Raw genomic sequence first — 17362 nt, forward strand, 5'->3', positions numbered from 1 at the left:
AGAAAGGCCTGTTTTTAGTCAGAAACTGCCACTGCATTAACGATTCGCAGATATCGTCGGCGAATTCCCTCTCCCGCTTGTCGCGTAAGCTATTCCATAGAATTGGAAGATGGCGCAAATTCAGACCCCAAGCCCACGACTTTTGCGAATACCATTTCACGCCCGGATGCCCCTTCTTCGTCTGACAAGGCTGAAAACTTATGGTAGCATCGTGGAACTGCGTTAGGGGATGCAGAGCGCGATGGGAAACACCATATCGAGTATGTGGTGATTGGGATGGATTGCGGGTGAGCGACAGTGGGGTGCTCGGCCCGCGTGGCGAACGGCAGAAGGACAATGCTGAGGACATTTGAAAGGGCGGCGCTTGAAGCCGGCAAGGCCATTATCACGGTCCTGCGCGAAGGCTTCCCGGTCGCCATGAAAGCGGATGCAAGTCCGGTCACGGTCGCCGACGAGGAGGCCGAACGCATCATCCTCGCTCATCTCGCCAATGATTATCCCGAAATACCCGTCGTGGCGGAAGAATCGGTCGCCGCCGGAAACGTCCCCGACATCGCCGGCCGCGGCTTCTTCCTGGTCGATCCTCTCGACGGCACCCGCGAATTCGTCGACGGACGACAGGAATTCACCGTCAACATCGCTTATATCGAAAACGGCGTCCCGGTGGCCGGCATCGTCTACGCCCCGGCGCTCGGGCTTGCCTTCTCGGGTGAACGCGGCCACGCCGAAAGGCTCGTCGTCACTGGCGATTTCACGGTCGGCGCTCGCAGTGCAATTGCCGTGCGCGAACAGCCGGACGACAGGCTGGCGCTCGCCAGCCTTCGCCACAACAGTCCCGAGACCGGAAACTTCCTCGCCCACCACGCCATCTCCAGATGCACCAATATCGGCTCTTCGCTGAAATTCTGCCTGCTGGCCGAAGGCAAGGCCGACGTCTATCCGCGCTTCACTCGCACGATGGAATGGGACACGGCGGCAGGTGACGCGGTGCTGCGTGCCGCCGGCGGTTCGACGGTAACGCTCGACGGAGCGCCGCTGACCTACGGCAAAACGGGCGCTGCCGCCGATTTCGACTTCGCCAACCCCAACTTCATCTCCTGGGGCGGCACGAGACGGGTCCTCGAACCGGCATAGTCACCCGCCGGCAATCCCTAAACCAAGCAATCCACGCGACCGAGCCTCCGCAGACAGCCAGGGGGTGATTCGCCAACGACCGGCCGGATCGGGTGATTCTCAGTTTGAGTCCCGATTTTTCCGTTTTCCCGCGCCGGATCCCTGCCGATCTCGCCTTGATTTTGTCATATTGTGACACAGTTTGGGAACGATCGAGCGACCTCACTCGAAAAATTTCGCGCTGGAATTCGTTAAAAATACCGGCTGGCGACCGGTGGTCGCGTGCCGAAACAACACGTCGCACCACCCCCGGAAGCCCTCGCCAAAGGCCTAAAAACCTTGACGAAATTCCAATTATTAACGAAATATCATGAGGTTGCCTCAACTTAACGCAGATGCGAAAGATTTATTGCAATGCGATATTTCTCTGGACACCATTACACAATTGTCGCATTTTTCCGTTTTAGTAGGGTTACCAAGACCTGAGTGCAGCCCTGGTGACAGGGTAAACCATTGATCGCCTATTGCCGCCGCACCCCTCGAAGACAACAGAGTACGATCCTTGAGCATCACGGAACTGAACAACAGCATTTCGACTGAGTCTTTCCGGCCGAGCCGCCGCCAGCAGCCGAGCCTTAAGATCCAGACCCCTGTGATCCATAGCGATGCGCCGCAGGCGCCGTGGATGGATCTTGTCCTGAAGCGGGCGTTCGACATCGTTTCGTCGTTGAGCGCCCTCCTCGTCCTTGCCCCTTTCCTTCTGTTCGTCGCCTTGCTGATCAAGCTCGACAGCCCGGGACCGGTGCTCTTCAAGCAGACCCGCTGGGGTAAGAACTGCAAGGCCATCAAGGTCTACAAGTTCCGCTCGATGCGTACCGATCTCTGCGATGTCTCCGGCGTTGCTCAGACAGTGAAGAACGACCCGCGCATCACCCGCGTCGGCGCTATCCTGCGCCGCACGAACGTCGATGAGCTGCCGCAGTTGCTGAACGTGCTGATGGGCCACATGTCCGTCGTCGGTCCGCGCTGCCATGCGATCGGCATGCGCGCCGGTGGCATGCTCTACGAAGAGCTCGTCCCGGAATACCATCAGCGCCACGCCATGCGCCCCGGCATGACGGGTCTTGCCCAGATGCGCGGCCTGCGCGGCCCGACCGATCGTCCGGCCAAGGCGCGTGCCCGCATTGTCAGCGATCTCTATTACGTCACAAATTTCTCGATCGGGATGGACATCCGCATCATTGCCGGCACCGTCGTGTCGGAACTGACCCGCGGAAAAGGCTTCTAAGCTTCTGACAGGGCCGGCAGCTTGCGAGCAGCCGGCACCCGAGCGCTCTGAGGACCGCCGCCTACGGGTGACCGAATCGAGCTTGCGCATCGCGCTCTTCCAATAACCCGACGCCATATGCGACGAGAGATCGAGAATGATCGCAATCTCGTCGCTGCTTTGCCGGCCGCAGACCGGCGCAGGAGCCGATTTCGCACCGGCGCGCCATCGCCCGCGCCCGTGTGAGCATGGGACATCCGCGTGAGAAGGCGAAGATGTATTGTTTCAGGTCAGCGTCGTGCGGGCGCGAAGGCGAAAATATTCTTCAGCACATGCATCTGAAAAAAACAGGTAGAGGTGGCTTTTTTTGCCGCCGCCCGCCTCGCCGAAGGCGATCCCGATCGTCCGCTTCCTCGCGGTCACATCTGCCGCAAGAAAAAAATCGCCTGCCCGGTAAAAAAATCGAGAAGGCTTTCCGGACAGTCAGCTGGCTTTCGGTAAAAACCGTGCGGCAGCCTCTTGGGATAGCTGAGAGCAGATAAAGATCGAAGCCCGCAAACTTCGCCATCTTGCCTCGCTGCTCATTTCCGACCTTCGGCGACATCCCATCGCGGCCTGTCTGCGAGGGCGAAAAATCCAGCATCCTCAATGCAATCGCCGCGCGCATGCTCGCCTTTATTCATCTTCATACCACGTGCGGCCTGTTTCAGCCCTGACCTCGCCACCGTCACTAAGGGACTGCGTGCCGGAGCGTCGGCAACACAGCTTTTGCCCGCATCCTGAGCACACCAAGCATCAAAAGCGCGAACTGGTCTGATACACGGGGAAGAACAGCGACGATGTCTGGCGCTCATCCCTCTGCCCGGCGCTCCCAATCCCCGTGGGAAATCAGCCCTATTTATTCGGCATGGCCCCATAGCAGGTCGCTACACGTTGACGGGCCGGCAGATGGCCGTCCCGGTTCGCCAACCGGCCGGAGGCGGCTAAATTTGTTATCAAAGTCTTACGATGGGCTTAGGCAATTTTTAAATGTGGCAGGCTAGAGTGGCGTCCGTGGTCTTGCGTTGTGTAGAGAGTCCAATGACCGAAATGATACGTCCCCGAGTGAAATATGTCATCGGCCCCGATGGCAGCCCCCTGACGATCGCGGATCTTCCGCCGCCCAATACGCGGCGCTGGGTGATCCGGCGGAAGGCAGAGGTTGTCGCGGCTGTTCGCGGTGGCCTGTTGAGCTTGGAAGAGGCCTGCGAGCGTTACACGCTCACGGTCGAAGAGTTCCTCTCCTGGCAATCGTCGATCAACAGCCATGGGCTCGCCGGCCTGCGCACCACGCGCATCCAGCAATATCGCCACTGATCGCACGCCATCACCGATATTTATTTCGGGCCGGACGCATTTCCCATAAGGGAATGAAGAAGGCCCGAAATCATTGACGAGGCCGCGTAGCACCAAAGGCCCGGCTGCGTGAAGGCATCCGCCAACCCCGTTGTCTTCGCCGCCGCAATGACGATCGCGACCAGCAGCACGTCCATCATTGACCACTTGGACAGATGCGGCACGACGCGACGATAGAATAGGCTGCCGGCCCTGCCGCCGGCACCTGCCGCTTCCGCGGAGATCCCGATCATCTTCAAAAGCGGAAGCACGATCGAGACCAATGCGACGATCGCCGCCAGCAGCCGATCGCCGCCCTGCCAGAGCGAGACGACGATTTCGATGAGCGACGGGGTCTGATCGAAGAAATACAGCGTCTCGAACCGGACCAGCGGTAGGATGAGGCCGAGTGCCAGGAGGAATGGCGCGACCACGAGCAGAACGGGGCGGATCATCGAAAGTGCGCTCATGGGCCCGAACCTCGCGCCGACCCGACATTTTTCATGAACACTCCGTCTCCTCCGGCAATTGCCTCGCCGGCTTGGCATGATCGCGTCCCCATGTCACGGTCGCCGACGACAATATCCCCACCCGCTGCGAGGAAAGACACATGGACATTCGAAACGAGGAAGGCGCTTCCGGCGGCCGTTATGCGGCCGAGGTCGAAGGGCATGAGGCTGAGATGACCTATTCGCGCACATCGGCGAAACTCGTCATCGTCGATCATACCGCGGTTCCCGATGCGCTGCGCGGCAAGGGCGTCGGCCAGGCATTGGCGCTGCACGCGGTGGAGGCGGCCCGCGCCGGCGGCTGGAAGATCATCCCGCTCTGCCCCTTTTTCAAGGCGCAGGCGCAGCGCCATCCTGAATGGAAGGATGTCGTGAATTGATTGTGTCGCTTTAAGCGGTCTGCAGTTGCCGGCGCCAAAAAGCGAAACACCAAAAGCCATGTATGACGGACAGCGCGCCCGTCATACATGGCTTCTCAGTGGCTCCCAGGGCGCCGCAGCCGGCGCCCGCCGTTTCTTTTACGCCCTTGCGCGGGCGCTGGTGTCACGTTCTTCCAGCGCCGTCGCCCTTGCATATTCCGCCTGCATCTCCTCGAGCGCCATTTCCAGCGACTCTTCCTGCATCTTCAGTTCCTTGATCGAAACCTGCAGGTTGTCGGCCCGCTGACGCGCGGCCTTGGCGAAGGTCGGATACGCGAAGTGATTCGGATCTGAGATACCGGACTTCTTTTCCTCGACGACGATCTGGCTCTCCAGATCCTTCGTCATTCGTTCGAATTCGGACATCATCATCTGCAATTGCTGCAATTGACGTCGTTTTTCGTTCACCTGAAACTCTTTCAGGCGAACGAGACTCTCTCGCGACTTCATACGCATTACTCCCGTGATGCGAGACCCCGGCTCACCTTTGAAACCGCCCTGCGCGCCGCTTTGACACGGTTTGCTAAAAAAATTCCTGCGATATTAACAAATACCTACCGCTGGTAACCTTTCGTTTACGGGCATCGTTAATGATAGGCCCGATGATTTAAGGGTCGGTAAATGCCGCGGCATTAAGTTCGAACCTTTTCATAGGCGAGTCGGATGAATCACTTAGCGCTTTTTCCTAATGTTAAAGATTAAGAGCGCCATTTGAGATTCCTATTGGAAAACAGAGAAATGGAAAAAATATTTAATAAATTCGATACTCCTTGCCAGAGTGAATTAGAATTTGTTAACCATTTCGTGGCAGCTTCCAAATCACGTAGCGTGTTCGGTATCGTGTAGGGGGCCAGACCACCTTTCGGCGGCGGTAAAGGGGATAATTATGCGGGTACTTCTCATCGAGGATGATAGCGCGACGGCGCAGAGCATCGAGTTGATGCTGAAATCAGAAAGTTTTAATGTTTATACCACCGATCTCGGTGAAGAAGGCGTCGATCTGGGCAAGCTGTATGATTATGATATCATCCTTCTCGATCTGAACCTGCCCGATATGTCCGGATATGAAGTGCTTCGCACGCTCCGGCTGTCCAAGGTCAAGACACCGATCCTCATTCTGTCCGGCATGGCCGGTATCGAAGACAAGGTTCGCGGCCTCGGCTTCGGCGCCGACGATTACATGACCAAGCCCTTCCACAAGGACGAGCTCGTCGCCCGCATCCATGCCATCGTCCGCCGCTCCAAGGGCCACGCCCAGTCGGTCATCATGACCGGCGAACTGATCGTCAACCTCGATGCTAAGACTGTCGAAGTCGGTGGTCAGCGCGTTCACCTGACGGGCAAGGAATACCAGATGCTGGAGCTGCTTTCGCTCCGCAAGGGCACGACCCTCACCAAGGAAATGTTCCTGAACCACCTTTATGGCGGCATGGACGAGCCGGAACTCAAGATCATCGACGTCTTCATCTGCAAGCTCCGCAAGAAGCTCGCAAACGCTGCCGGCGGCGCCAACTACATCGAGACCGTCTGGGGTCGTGGCTACGTTCTGCGCGAGCCGGATGGTGCCGAATACGCCGAAACCGCCTGATTTTTCCGATCCCCCTTATCGGATAACGAAGATCCCGCCCTTCCGGCGGGATTTTTCGTTTCGGCTTGGCAATGAGAAGCCGCCTTGAGAAGGAGCGATCTGAGGCTGAAGCCGTCGAACCTTCTCCGTCTCGATCAAGGAAACGGAATGCCGGCGGCCGAATGTGCTGGCACTTTCGGCATGACGCTGCATGGGGAAGAGAACTGCCGTCAGGCAGCGATCGCGCGGTTTCCGAAGACCGCGGTCAGGATCTTGCGGTCGAACGGCTTCAGCAGGAAGTCGGTGGCGCCGGCCCGTTTGCCCGCCATCAACTTCTTCAGATCCGCCTCGACGACGCAGTAATAGATCTTGACCTCTTTGCCACCGTCCATAGCGCGGATGGCGGCGATGAGGTCGAGGGCGCCTTCCATGCCGGAATCGACGATAAGATATTCCGGCAGCTCCGTCTGGCAGCGCTGCAGCGCCTCGCCGGCGTTGGAGGCCTCGCTGACGAGAAAATCGAGTTCGGAGAGAATGCGCTTGCCAACCTTGCGGACGATATCCGAATTATCGGTGATCATGAACCTTTGCATGGGCGCTCCTTTGCCCCTCGCATTCGTCGCAGCGAGAGGCCTCTTACAACCCTGGAGGATAGGTCCATCAGGCTAACGAATCGTTACCGGACGGGCGCGAACACCCACCTACGCTCCGAAATTAGGCAGCGGCGGCCACTGCCGTGAACACCAGCTCTTCGGCGCTGGCGCTGTGATCGAGCGTCATTCCGCACTCCTGCGCCAGAAGCACGGTGTAATAGGGCTGGATCGAATGAGCGTCGATCGCTTCCTCGATCGTGCCGGTCGAGATCTCGACGAATTTCGGCGGCAGGCGCATCAGTTTGCCTTTGGACGTCAGCTTGAACCTGGCATCGAATTCGGGATTCTCAAGCGTTACCTCGAGCACGCCGCCGCGCGGAATTGCCGAATAGGCGACGAGAAACAGGTTGAGCAGCAGCTTGACGCGATTTTTGGCGACGATGGCGCGCGGCCCGTTCCAGATCACCTCGGTCTTCTTCTCGGCGATGGCGAAATCCTTGGCGGCACGCTCGGCTTCGCCGGTATCGATCGAAGCGCCGACGGAACCCGATGCGCCGAAGGCGAGCCGGGCGAATTTCAGTCGGACGGAAGCGTTGAGCGCGCTGGTGCGGATGAGGTCCATCGCATCGGCGTCGGCACCGCCCTCATCCAGAAGTTCCAACCCGTTATTGATCGCGCCCACCGGTGAGATGACGTCGTGGCAAACGCGGCTGCAAAGAAGCGCGGCCAGATCAGGGCCGGACAAGGTGAGATTGGGGTTCTTGGACATCATCGTCTCCTGAGGGGCGGCAAGTTCATCGCGCCCGCGAATATGCTTCATCAAAATTGCGCGAAGTTTGCGATCGTACTCGGTGCCATAATGACACCATATTTGGTAAACCGATTGTTAAGATCATCGGCGCAAAATGCACCAATCGCCGCGAGCGCTTGCCCGCTCCCAGCCAAACGACGAACGGATGACACCATGCGCACTCGATTTCCGCACCGATTCATCGGCTTCTGCAGGTTGCTTTCGGCCCTCGTTTTTTCCTCGCTGATGGTTGCCGGACCTGCCTCCGCCCAGGACAACGGCCAGTACACGATGCAGGAAATCGTCGATGCCGGCCACTCCTTCTTCGGCTCCGCCAGCGGCGGACTTGCCAAAGTCGTCGAGAGTGCCTTCCAGAAATATGGCCTGCCGAATGGCTACATTCTCGGCCAAGAAGGCGGCGGCGCCTTCATCGCCGGCCTGACCTACGGCGAAGGCCAACTGAACACCAAGAACGCCGGCGAACATAATCTTTACTGGCAGGGCCCCTCGCTCGGCCTCGATTACGGCGGCCAAGGCTCGCGCGTGATGATGCTGGTTTACGACCTGCCCTCCGTCAACGGCATCTATGCCCGCTTCGGCGGCGTCAGCGGCTCGGCTTACGTGATCGCCGGCTTCGGCATGACGCTGCTCAAGAACAATGACGTGCTGGTCGTGCCGATCCGCACCGGCGTCGGTGCCCGCCTGGGCGTCAATGTCGGTTATCTCAAGATCACCCAGGCGCCGACCTGGAACCCCTTCTGAGGCAGCAAAGCCGCTGGAAAGCGCCGCCGTCCGCATCGGCGGCCTTGCCCATATGCGTCATGCGTGCTTAATCATCGCGGCTGACCTCTTATCAACCTTCGAATCGATGGCCGCGCCGTGATCGAATACGCTCTCTTGTTCGGATTGGGCTTCCTGACCGCGGCCTTCCTCGTCTTTCTGGTCTCGCCCGCCGTTCACCGCCGTATCGTCTGGTATACCGAGAACCGGCTGAAGGCGACCATGCCGCTGAGCCCGCAGGAGGTTCGCGCCCAGAAGGATATGGTGCGCGCGCTCTATGCCGCCGAAAATGCCCGGACCGCCCAGGATCTGCTGCGTGAACGCGAAAAATCCCTGTCGCTCCAGCTTCGCCACGACGCGCTCGCCGTCGATGCAGGCAGGCTTGCCGTCGAGATCGGTGAATTGCGGGCTCAGATCGGCGAGATGCATGTCGAGGCCGCCGAGCAGCGCTCGCATTTGCGCAAGGATGAGAATTATATCAGCCAGCTGAAGACCAACCTACATATTGCCGAACAATCCGCGGCCAACAAGGAGAACGAACTGGCGGCGATGCGGACGCGGCTGAGCAAACTCGGTGAACAGACCGATGGACTGAGGATCGACCTTGCCGCACGGGAAACCGAGGCGGAGAGCCTTAAATTCCGCGCCAACGCACTGCGCGACGAACGAGATACGTTGCGCCAGGACGTCAACCTAGTGCAGAAGCGCGCCAGGGATGCCGAACAGCAACTGACGCAGCAGCAGCACCTGGTGATCCGCCTGGAGGACAAGGCTGCGCGCGACAGCGCTTCCGCCGCCGAAAAGGAGGCCCTGGTCGCTCGCCGCCAGCAGGAGATCGCCAAGTTGAAAGAGCAGCTGAAGGCCGCCAATGCCGAAATCCGCAAGGTCAACCGCGTGCTGCGCGACGCCGGCCTCGCCGGGATGGCCGCGGAACTGCCGGCGGACCTAACGGCTGAAGACACGACAATTTCCACGCGCGACACTGCCGTTATGACGGCTGAGATCGGCGAGGATGTCCGCACGCGCAGCGCCGCTCTTGCCGAGCGCCTGGAGAAGGCAAAGACCGTGACCGGACGCGATGGCGCAATCCGTGAGGAGATCGCCTCGATCGCCGCCAATATGGTAGCGCTGACCGCACTCAACGAGGGCCCCTCCTCGCCGATCCGCGCGCTTCTGCCGGATACGGCGGAAAAGATCCCGAGTGATCGCGTCAGCCTTGCCGATAGGGCAGCCACCATCATCGCCGATTCCCAGCGCTAAGGCATGTCGCCCGGTCGTGTGCAGCAGTTCGGGGATAACGACATGCATAAAACAACGAACTGATTCAAATTCGATGCGACGCGCTTTAAGATCGTGATCTAGATCCGACCCATCGCCGACGCCATGGAAAACAGCGCGATCCCCGTTGCCGTCGCGGCGTTGAGGCTGTCGAGTTGTTCGGACTGCGGAATGCGCGCGCTCTGGAAGCGCGCCAGCAGCGCCTCCGGCAGCCCCTCCCCCTCCGTGCCGACGACAAGCGCCATGCGCGCTGAAGCCGGAATGACGCGAATATCCGTCTTGCCGTGCGGCGAAAGCGTCCAGATGGCAAAGCCGCGTTCGGCGAGCGCAAGCAGCACATCCAGCGCCTTGCCGCCGCGCCGGTGTGGAACGCTCAGCACCGAACCGACCGAGACACGCAGCGCCTTGCGGTAGAGCGGATCACAGCAGGTTTCGTCGAGCAGCACCGCATCCGCCCGGAAGGCGGCCGCGTTGCGGAACATCGAACCGGCATTGTCATGATTGGAAATGCCGCAGCCGATGAGTACCAGCGCTCGCTCCGGCAGCGCCTCGAGAAGTGCCGCCTCTCCACGATCCTCCCGCCGGCCGAGTGCCAGAACGCCGCGATGCAGATGGAATCCGACGACGCCGTCAAGCACATCGGCCTCGGCGACATAGACCGGCACATCGGCCGGCAACCGCTCCAGTATCGGCAGGACGCCGTCGACACGGTTGCGCAGCAACAAGATCTTCTCGGCAAAAAAGCCGCGGTCTTGCGCATGCGCCTCGGCCAGCATGCGCAGCACGACGGTGCCCTCGGCGATGAAGCGGTTCTCCCGGCCCGTCAGGTCGCGCTCTTTTATATCGCGGAATTCAGCGATGCGCGGATCGTCGGCGCTATCGATGGCGATCGGGATGGCGGCCATGCCGGCCTCAATTGCCCGCGACGGTGACGTCGGCGACGGTGCGGCCAGTCCTGAGGTCGAACACCAGCGCCTTGCGCTTGCCATCGACCGTTTCGCCGTAAAACAGGATCTGCCCTGCCGAAAACGAAGTGGACTGCACCTTGAAGCCGAGCGGCAGGGAAACCGTCGCCGCAAGCGGCGCATCCGAAGGCACGCCGGCGGCGGAAACGGTCGCCGCCGTCTCCTTCGGTTCACTGCGCGTCGTCTTATAGACAACCGCGCCGAAGACCGCCATAAGGCTCACGAACATGATGGCGCCGGAAACGATCTGCAGGCGGACCATCTTGCGCCGGACACTTTCCATCGCCGGATCAAGGGGCTTCTCTTCCTGGTCGTCTGGCTCGATTGCTGTCATCTGTGCGTCCCGTTCTAAAAAATGCGTCGGAGAAGAAGCGTCTTGAGCGACCCCTTTAAACAAGCAGCCGGCAATAGAAAAGTCCTGACCGCCGATGAAACAGCCGAAGGCCGTCTCGACGCCTGGTTGACGGCGCAGGTCGGCGAGGAATTTTCGCGCAGCCGCATCAAGGCGCTGATCAAGGATGGCCAGGTTTTTCTGCGCGGCGAACCCGTCACCGATCCGCAGCGCAAGGTGCGCAACGGCGATAGTTTCGAGATCACCCTGCCCGAGCCGGAAGACCCGACGCCGCAGGGCGAGGATATCCCGCTCGATATCCTCCATGAGGACGAAGACGTCATCGTCATCTCCAAGCCTTCCGGTCTCGTCGTTCATCCCGGCGCCGGCAACTGGACGGGGACGCTGGTCAACGCCCTGATCTATCATTGCGGCGACACACTTTCCGGCATTGGCGGCGTGCGCCGCCCTGGCATCGTCCACCGTCTCGACAAGGATACGACAGGGGTCATGGTCGTTGCCAAGAACGACATTGCCCATCGCCACCTCTCGCTGCAATTTGCCGACCATGGCCGCACCATGCCGCTGGAGCGAGCCTATCAGGCGGTCGTCTGGGGCCGGCCCCGCTCGCTGACGGGCACGGTCGACGCGCCGCTCGGCCGCGATACCGGTGATCGCACGCGCCGCGCCGTCAAGCGCCCCGACAGCCATGACGCCGACGAGGCGATCACCCATTACCAGGTGATCGAGCGTTTCCAAGAGAAGCCGGACGCAACCGCGCTCGCCTCGCTGGTCGAGTGTCACCTCGAAACCGGCCGCACCCACCAGATCCGTGTCCACATGGCCCATATCGGCCATCCGCTGCTCGGCGACACGGTCTACGGCGCCGGCTTCAAGACCAAGGCCAACCGCCTTCCCGAAGACATCCGCAAGGTCGTCAACGGTTTCAACCGCCAGGCGTTGCACGCCTTCATGCTGCAGTTCGAACATCCCCGCACCGGCGAAATCATGCATTTCGAAGTGCCGCTGCCGGAGGATATGGTGGAACTGGTCGAGGCATTACGGGGATAGCGGGGTCGTCTCCAACCCCTCTCACAGCTGCGTGAGCGGCACCTTGAACCGCCGTTTCGCCACACTTATCTGTATATTGACTTAGTGCGGGCTCGCAGTCAGAGCCGCATGTCCCGGTTTGCCTTTTTTAACGCGAGGACGCGTTTCCAACGGGAGCCGGAATTCACTTAGGAGGGTGCACTATGGCCCGAAATACCTTGCCGTCCATTACCGCCGGCGAAGCCGGTCTCAATCGTTACCTCGACGAAATCCGCAAATTTCCGATGCTCGAGCCGCAGCAGGAATATATGCTTGCCAAGCGTTATGCCGAGCATGGTGATCGCGACGCCGCACATAAGCTGGTCACCAGCCATCTTCGCTTGGTCGCAAAGATCGCCATGGGTTATCGCGGCTACGGCCTGCCGATCGGCGAAGTCGTCTCCGAGGGCAATGTCGGCCTGATGCAAGCCGTCAAGAAGTTCGATGCCGAGCGCGGCTTCCGCCTTGCCACCTATGCGATGTGGTGGATCAAGGCCTCGATCCAGGAATATATCCTGCGTTCGTGGTCGCTCGTGAAGATGGGCACGACCGCCAACCAGAAGCGCCTGTTCTTCAACCTGCGCCGGCTGAAAGGCCGCATCCAGGCGATCGATGACGGCGACCTGAAGCCGGAGCACGTCTCCGAAATCGCCACCAAGCTGAAAGTCTCGGAGGAGGAGGTCATTTCGATGAACCGCCGTCTGTCCGGCGACGCCTCGCTGAACGCGCCGATCAAGGCGGCCGAAGGCGACAGCGGCCAATGGCAGGATTGGCTGGTGGACGACCATGACAGCCAGGAAGACGTGCTGATCGAACAGGACGAGCTCGACACGCGCCGGCGTATGCTGGCGAAAGCGATGAGCGTGCTGAACGAGCGCGAACGCCGTATCTTCGAAGCTCGGCGCCTCGCCGAGGATCCGGTGACCCTGGAAGACCTGTCGACAGAATTCGACATCAGCCGCGAACGCGTCCGCCAGATCGAGGTCCGCGCTTTCGAAAAGGTGCAGGACGCGGTCCGCAAGGAAGCCCAGGAACGCGCCAAGGCCGTGCGCGTCGTCGAAGCGACGGCCTGATAACGGGGCTGAGCTTATAATAGAAACGCCACCTCCTCACGCGGGAGGTGGCGTTTTTGTTTCTACAGGACGACGAAGGACAGGCACGCCGTGCGGCCCCCTCAGCCGACCCTTCGGGCCACCTTCTCCCCGCTGGGGAGAAGCGGGGGCTGGCTGCTTGCCATCATTCCAAAAAAGATGCCCTGAGGTAGGGCGAGACGCTTCCACGCGCGCCATTCTCCCCAGCGGGGAGAAGGTGCCGGCAGGCGGATGAGGGGGCCGGCGCGGCATGGCGCACCGAAAGCCCGCTCACTGGCTCGTCGACACATCTCCGAGCGCGGCCCACTCCTTGATGGCGGTATTGAAGGCATCCGTTCCCGTATTGCCCTTTTCCATCGTCAGTAGTGCGCGGCGGCCGTTGCGGTAGGTGACCGGGATATCGATCCAACTGCGGGTCGACATCAGATCGAGATTGGCCTTGCGCGCATCGGGATAGTCATTGAGCGCGATCATATGGAAATCGTCGGTGATCTTGGCCGGAACCGCGATCAGCGCGTCGCCGCGGTCCTGCTCGGTGCGCTTCATCGAGATGCGCTGGACACTGTCGATGCTGCCGCCTTCGAAATTCGGCGGCAGCGAGAAGACGATCTCGACGAGATGGCTTGCCGGCAGCGACGGATCGGAATTGCGTTTGAAGGTCACGAGAGCCGAGAGATTGCGCTCCGGCACGGTGACGTTGCCCTGTACCGTCGCCTCCTGCCGGCCGTCCTGGCCGGCCTCGTGCTGCACGCTCCAGACGACCGATCCCTCGATCGCCGTCGGCGAGCTCTGGCCGATGCGCTCCTCATAGAGGAACATCTTTTGCGACGAGCCGACGGGAGCGGTCTGCTGCGGCGATGCCGCCGGGCCGTTCGGCGTCGGCGTCTCGGCTGCGACATCGCCCTGCGCGGCCGCCGGCGGCGTGTCCGCTGCCGCGACATTCTGCTCGGCGACCGATTTTCCTTCGGCGGTCAGCGTTCCCGGCACCGTCGCCGGTCCGCTATCGACCTCGGTTCCATCGGTCAGTAGCCGCTGGGTGAATTTCGAATTGGCCACGGCGCCGTCATTGTTCATCGACGCCACCTGCGGGTTCGGCTGCACCGGTGCCGCTGGTGTATTCTGCGCTCCCGGTGTGGTCGGCTGGGCCGGCGCTGTCGCGCCCGGCTCGGCAGGCGTCGCGGAACCAGCCGGCGGCGTCGCCGCCTCGTTCCTGGTCGCTTGCGACGGTGCCGAACTGACGAGCCCGTCGACCATCGCCACCAGCGCCTCTCTGTTCATCCAGCCGGCATAGGCGCCGCCGCCGATCAGGATGAGCGCGAAGATCAGCGTGATCACCGTACCGATGCCGAAGCGGCGACGCTTCGGCTCCATCCGAAAACTCTTGCCCTGCAGCTTGGAAGCGACCATCTGATCGATATCCATCGCCGGATTGGCGTCATCGTCGTCAGCCGCGACCGAGCCGCGGCGGTCATAGCCGCGCAGCGCCTTTGCCTCGCGCCACTCCTCGCTCGGCGCGCCACCGGCAGCCGCCGGCTTGCCATTGTGCACTTCCGCGAAGATATCGACATCGTCGAAATGCGAGGCGACCGTCGCCTTCTTGTTGCTGCCGGCCTCGATCGGCGGCAGATCATCGAAGGCTGCGGTCTCCCAGGAGAAACTTTCCTTGGCCGTCGGCATGACGGCCGCCGGCGCCGCTTTTTCGAGGCTCGATATCACCTCCTCGAAGGCGCGCGCCGAGGTATCCGGGGTGATCGGCGCCGTCTGCGAATACTGCCGGAGTTCCTCTTCCGCCCACTCGGTCTCGGCATCCTTCGGCGCCGGAGCCGGCGTTTCGGCGGCGGGCTCGGCCCAGACGGGATCGAAATGGCCAGCCGCGTCGGCCTGCAGCGGCTCCTCGCGGCTGTGCTCGACGAATTCCTGCGGGCGATCGAAATCGGCGACCGGCTCTACCAGCCGGTTGGATGCATGCTCTATGCCACGTGTGATCGGCTCGAGCGGCGCGGCGGGCTCGTAAGCCTCTTCGACCTCCGGCTCCCCGCTTTCCACAACCGCCGGCTCGGCCGCGGCCTCTTCCGCAGGATGCTCGTCAGCATGATATTCGTCGGCTTCTTCGCTGCGATGGCCTGCAGTCGGCCAGCCGTCATGCTCGGTTGTCGCCTCATCGGCAGCAACGTCGCGTGTCTCGCTGGCATGCCATTCCTCGGCCGGAGCCTCCTCCTCATGCGAGGGATGCCAGTATGTCTCGACCGGAGCGGATGCCTCCGGCAAAGCCGAAGTCTCGGCTGAAACAGCTGTTTCCGGTGAAACAAGTGTCTCTTCGGAGGGCGGCTCCTCGGAAAGCGGCTCCTCAGCGGCGAGCCCTTCCTCGGCGTCCTCGGGCGCGGCGGCGGCTTCCACGTGGCCGGGCTCGCCGGCGGCCTCGGCCGCCTGCGGTTCCGCATCGGTTTCGTCGACCGGCTCCTCGACCGGCGGCTCTTCGACGGCCGTCTCCGGTGCAGGCGCCGGTTCGCCTTCGTCGTGAACCGTTTGTTCTTCCAGGGCTTCCCGCGCAGTGGCGACGGCAACCGGCTCATCGAGCGGCAGCGCCTCGGAGTGCTCGCCTTCCACTTCGCGGATGGCGGCCTCGAGCTTTTCGAGCTGGCGTTGCAGCATGGCTTCCGGCGGACGCGGCTTCATGTTCTCGAGCTGCCGCTGCACTGCGCCGCGGGCACGTTCGTAGACCTTCACCCGCATCTCTGGGGTATTTTCAGCCAGGCCGTCGACGGCCCGCCGAATAACTGCAATAAAATCCGCCATCAGTACTTTCTCAAGAAGTCCGGCACCCTACCGAACCATCCTCCACAGTGACCCGTGAGCTTAATCCTCAAACGGATCGGTCACAAGTATCGTGTCGTCCCGCTCCGGGCTGGTGGAAAGGAGCGCAACAGGCGCCCCGATCAGCTCTTCGACCTGGCGAACATATTTGATCGCCTGCGCCGGCAGGTCCGCCCAGCTGCGAGCGCCGACGGTCGATTCCTTCCAGCCCTCCAGCGTGATGTAGACCGGTTCGACCCTAGCTTGCGCTCCCTGGCTTGCCGGAAGATGATCAATCTGTTCGCCGTCGAGCATGTAACCGACGCAGATCTTCAATTCTTCGAGGCCATCGAGCACGTCGAGCTTGGTGAGGGCGATGCCGGTGATGCCGTTGGTGGCGATCGACTGGCGCACGAGGGCGGCGTCGAACCAACCGCAGCGCCGCTTGCGCCCCGTTACCACGCCGAACTCATGACCTTTTTCGCCGAGGAACTCACCGATCGCATCCTTCAGCTCTGTCGGGAACGGGCCTTCGCCAACACGTGTCGTATAGGCCTTGGTGATGCCGAGGATGTAGCCGAGCGAGCCCGGCCCCATGCCGGAACCGGCAGCCGCCTGACCGGCCACGGTGTTCGACGAGGTCACGAAAGGATAGGTGCCGTGGTCGATGTCGAGCAGGCTGCCCTGCGCACCTTCGAAGAGGATGCGCGAGCCCTTGCGGCGCTCCTTATCGAGGAACAGCCAGACGGTGTCACGGAACGGCAGCACCCGATCGGCGATCGAGGTCAATTCGTCCATGATCGTCTGGTGGCTGACTTCGGCGACGCCGAGGCCGCGGCGAAGCGCATTGTGATGCGTCAGAATACGGTCGACCTTGCCGGCAAGGCTGTCGAGATCGGCAAGATCCATCACCCGGATGGCGCGGCGGCCGACCTTGTCTTCATAGGCAGGGCCGATGCCGCGGCGTGTCGTGCCGATCTTGGTGCCGCTGTTCGACGCCGCATCCTCGCGCATCGCGTCGAGCTCGCGGTGCAGCGACAGAATGAGCGTCGCATTGTCGGCAATGCGCAGATTGTCCGGCGTCACCGTCACGCCCTGGGCCGCCAGCCGACCGATCTCAGCGATCAGCGCATGCGGATCGACGACGACGCCGTTGCCGATCACCGCCATTTTGCCCGGACGCACGACGCCGGACGGCAGCAGCGACAGCTTGTAGCTGGTGCCGTCGATGACGAGTGTATGGCCGGCATTATGTCCGCCCTGATAGCGCACAACGATATCCGCGCGCTCCGAAAGCCAGTCGACAATCTTGCCTTTGCCTTCGTCACCCCATTGCGAACCGACCACGACTACGTTCGTCATCCAACTCTTCCTGTTACCGGCGGAAAACCGCGCACCTGCTC

17 protein-coding genes are annotated in these 17362 nt (G+C 61.4%); 9 read left to right on the forward strand and 8 right to left on the reverse strand.

The window, feature by feature from the left end; translation table 11 throughout:
• Nucleotides 1-336 precede the first annotated feature (336 nt).
• From cysQ to RLEG4DRAFT_RS28060, 3 genes are all read left to right on the forward strand, one after another.
• The gene (gene cysQ, locus RLEG4DRAFT_RS28050) at nucleotides 337-1134 is read left to right on the forward strand and encodes a 3'(2'),5'-bisphosphate nucleotidase CysQ (protein ID WP_003581866.1); all 798 of its coding nucleotides are present in this window, start codon (nucleotides 337-339) and stop codon (nucleotides 1132-1134) included.
• Nucleotides 1135-1675: 541 nt separating this feature from the next.
• Nucleotides 1676-2401, forward strand: coding sequence for a sugar transferase (locus RLEG4DRAFT_RS28055; protein WP_003581868.1), 726 nt, complete (start codon nucleotides 1676-1678; stop codon nucleotides 2399-2401).
• Nucleotides 2402-3460: 1059 nt separating this feature from the next.
• Complete coding sequence (locus RLEG4DRAFT_RS28060; protein WP_007533628.1) at nucleotides 3461-3736, forward strand: DUF1153 domain-containing protein; 276 nt, start codon at nucleotides 3461-3463, stop codon at nucleotides 3734-3736.
• Nucleotides 3737-3756: 20 nt separating this feature from the next.
• On the opposite strand, the gene RLEG4DRAFT_RS28065 is transcribed toward RLEG4DRAFT_RS28060, so the two are convergent.
• Complete coding sequence (locus tag RLEG4DRAFT_RS28065; protein ID WP_171898242.1) at nucleotides 3757-4302, reverse strand: paraquat-inducible protein A; 546 nt, start codon at nucleotides 4300-4302, stop codon at nucleotides 3757-3759.
• A 62-nt stretch (nucleotides 4303-4364) separates the two neighbouring features.
• On the opposite strand from RLEG4DRAFT_RS28065, the gene RLEG4DRAFT_RS28070 reads away from it, so the two are divergent.
• Nucleotides 4365-4643 carry a GNAT family N-acetyltransferase gene (locus RLEG4DRAFT_RS28070; RefSeq protein ID WP_003581870.1) on the forward strand — a complete coding sequence of 93 codons (279 nt, stop codon included), beginning with the start codon at nucleotides 4365-4367 and terminating at the stop codon, nucleotides 4641-4643.
• Nucleotides 4644-4781: 138 nt separating this feature from the next.
• On the opposite strand, the gene RLEG4DRAFT_RS28075 is transcribed toward RLEG4DRAFT_RS28070, so the two are convergent.
• The gene (locus tag RLEG4DRAFT_RS28075) at nucleotides 4782-5132 is read right to left on the reverse strand and encodes a hypothetical protein (protein WP_003566024.1); all 351 of its coding nucleotides are present in this window, start codon (nucleotides 5130-5132) and stop codon (nucleotides 4782-4784) included.
• 436 nt (nucleotides 5133-5568) lie between these two features.
• On the opposite strand from RLEG4DRAFT_RS28075, the gene ctrA reads away from it, so the two are divergent.
• The gene (gene ctrA, locus RLEG4DRAFT_RS28080) at nucleotides 5569-6270 is read left to right on the forward strand and encodes a response regulator transcription factor CtrA (RefSeq protein WP_003542362.1); all 702 of its coding nucleotides are present in this window, start codon (nucleotides 5569-5571) and stop codon (nucleotides 6268-6270) included.
• A 209-nt stretch (nucleotides 6271-6479) separates the two neighbouring features.
• On the opposite strand, the gene RLEG4DRAFT_RS28085 is transcribed toward ctrA, so the two are convergent.
• Together RLEG4DRAFT_RS28085 and chpT are read right to left on the reverse strand one after the other, a co-directional pair.
• Nucleotides 6480-6842 carry a response regulator gene (locus tag RLEG4DRAFT_RS28085; protein WP_003566026.1) on the reverse strand — a complete coding sequence of 121 codons (363 nt, stop codon included), beginning with the start codon at nucleotides 6840-6842 and terminating at the stop codon, nucleotides 6480-6482.
• Between the two features lie 121 nt (nucleotides 6843-6963).
• Nucleotides 6964-7611 (reverse strand): histidine phosphotransferase ChpT, encoded by a 648-nt coding sequence (gene chpT, locus RLEG4DRAFT_RS28090; RefSeq protein ID WP_003581873.1) that lies wholly within the window; start codon nucleotides 7609-7611, stop codon nucleotides 6964-6966.
• A 195-nt stretch (nucleotides 7612-7806) separates the two neighbouring features.
• Between chpT and RLEG4DRAFT_RS28095 the strand changes: the two genes are divergently transcribed.
• Both RLEG4DRAFT_RS28095 and RLEG4DRAFT_RS28100 read left to right on the forward strand, forming a co-directional pair.
• Complete coding sequence (locus tag RLEG4DRAFT_RS28095; RefSeq protein ID WP_003581874.1) at nucleotides 7807-8394, forward strand: DUF1134 domain-containing protein; 588 nt, start codon at nucleotides 7807-7809, stop codon at nucleotides 8392-8394.
• 117 nt (nucleotides 8395-8511) lie between these two features.
• On the forward strand, nucleotides 8512-9672 hold the full coding sequence (locus RLEG4DRAFT_RS28100) for a hypothetical protein (RefSeq protein ID WP_003581875.1): 1161 nt from the start codon (nucleotides 8512-8514) through the stop codon (nucleotides 9670-9672).
• A gap of 98 nt (nucleotides 9673-9770) precedes the next feature.
• Here the strand turns inward: RLEG4DRAFT_RS28100 and RLEG4DRAFT_RS28105 are convergent, their stop codons facing one another.
• Entirely contained in the window at nucleotides 9771-10595 is an 825-nt protein-coding gene (locus RLEG4DRAFT_RS28105; RefSeq protein WP_003581876.1) for a TrmH family RNA methyltransferase, read from the reverse strand.
• 7 nt (nucleotides 10596-10602) lie between these two features.
• Nucleotides 10603-10989 carry a hypothetical protein gene (locus RLEG4DRAFT_RS28110; protein WP_003581877.1) on the reverse strand — a complete coding sequence of 129 codons (387 nt, stop codon included), beginning with the start codon at nucleotides 10987-10989 and terminating at the stop codon, nucleotides 10603-10605.
• Between the two features lie 42 nt (nucleotides 10990-11031).
• On the opposite strand from RLEG4DRAFT_RS28110, the gene RLEG4DRAFT_RS28115 reads away from it, so the two are divergent.
• Both RLEG4DRAFT_RS28115 and rpoH read left to right on the forward strand, forming a co-directional pair.
• Nucleotides 11032-12057: an RluA family pseudouridine synthase gene (locus RLEG4DRAFT_RS28115; RefSeq protein WP_003581878.1), complete on the forward strand. Its 1026-nt coding sequence runs from the start codon at nucleotides 11032-11034 to the stop codon at nucleotides 12055-12057.
• Nucleotides 12058-12239: 182 nt separating this feature from the next.
• Nucleotides 12240-13148 carry an RNA polymerase sigma factor RpoH gene (gene rpoH / locus RLEG4DRAFT_RS28120; protein ID WP_003566040.1) on the forward strand — a complete coding sequence of 303 codons (909 nt, stop codon included), beginning with the start codon at nucleotides 12240-12242 and terminating at the stop codon, nucleotides 13146-13148.
• A 288-nt stretch (nucleotides 13149-13436) separates the two neighbouring features.
• Here the strand turns inward: rpoH and RLEG4DRAFT_RS28125 are convergent, their stop codons facing one another.
• Nucleotides 13437-15962 carry a hypothetical protein gene (locus RLEG4DRAFT_RS28125; RefSeq protein ID WP_003581879.1) on the reverse strand — a complete coding sequence of 842 codons (2526 nt, stop codon included), beginning with the start codon at nucleotides 15960-15962 and terminating at the stop codon, nucleotides 13437-13439.
• A 60-nt stretch (nucleotides 15963-16022) separates the two neighbouring features.
• Nucleotides 16023-17321: an adenylosuccinate synthase gene (locus RLEG4DRAFT_RS28130; protein WP_003581880.1), complete on the reverse strand. Its 1299-nt coding sequence runs from the start codon at nucleotides 17319-17321 to the stop codon at nucleotides 16023-16025.
• Nucleotides 17322-17362 lie beyond the last annotated feature (41 nt).

This window comes from Rhizobium leguminosarum bv. trifolii WSM2297 (assembly GCF_000271845.1).

Excerpts from the sequence above, each read along its gene's own strand:
- cysQ (WP_003581866.1), top strand. The coding sequence starts at position 337 with ATGCTGAGGACATTTGAAAGGGCGGCGCTTGAAGCCGGCAAGGCCATT.
- RLEG4DRAFT_RS28060 (WP_007533628.1), top strand. The coding sequence starts at position 3,461 with ATGACCGAAATGATACGTCCCCGAGTGAAATATGTCATCGGCCCCGAT.
- RLEG4DRAFT_RS28065 (WP_171898242.1), bottom strand. The coding sequence starts at position 4,302 with ATGCCAAGCCGGCGAGGCAATTGCCGGAGGAGACGGAGTGTTCATGAA.
- RLEG4DRAFT_RS28070 (WP_003581870.1), top strand. The coding sequence starts at position 4,365 with ATGGACATTCGAAACGAGGAAGGCGCTTCCGGCGGCCGTTATGCGGCC.
- RLEG4DRAFT_RS28075 (WP_003566024.1), bottom strand. The coding sequence starts at position 5,132 with ATGAAGTCGCGAGAGAGTCTCGTTCGCCTGAAAGAGTTTCAGGTGAAC.
- ctrA (WP_003542362.1), top strand. The coding sequence starts at position 5,569 with ATGCGGGTACTTCTCATCGAGGATGATAGCGCGACGGCGCAGAGCATC.
- RLEG4DRAFT_RS28085 (WP_003566026.1), bottom strand. The coding sequence starts at position 6,842 with ATGCAAAGGTTCATGATCACCGATAATTCGGATATCGTCCGCAAGGTT.
- chpT (WP_003581873.1), bottom strand. The coding sequence starts at position 7,611 with ATGTCCAAGAACCCCAATCTCACCTTGTCCGGCCCTGATCTGGCCGCG.
- RLEG4DRAFT_RS28095 (WP_003581874.1), top strand. The coding sequence starts at position 7,807 with ATGCGCACTCGATTTCCGCACCGATTCATCGGCTTCTGCAGGTTGCTT.
- RLEG4DRAFT_RS28105 (WP_003581876.1), bottom strand. The coding sequence starts at position 10,595 with ATGGCCGCCATCCCGATCGCCATCGATAGCGCCGACGATCCGCGCATC.
- RLEG4DRAFT_RS28110 (WP_003581877.1), bottom strand. The coding sequence starts at position 10,989 with ATGACAGCAATCGAGCCAGACGACCAGGAAGAGAAGCCCCTTGATCCG.
- rpoH (WP_003566040.1), top strand. The coding sequence starts at position 12,240 with ATGGCCCGAAATACCTTGCCGTCCATTACCGCCGGCGAAGCCGGTCTC.
- RLEG4DRAFT_RS28125 (WP_003581879.1), bottom strand. The coding sequence starts at position 15,962 with ATGGCGGATTTTATTGCAGTTATTCGGCGGGCCGTCGACGGCCTGGCT.
- RLEG4DRAFT_RS28130 (WP_003581880.1), bottom strand. The coding sequence starts at position 17,321 with ATGACGAACGTAGTCGTGGTCGGTTCGCAATGGGGTGACGAAGGCAAA.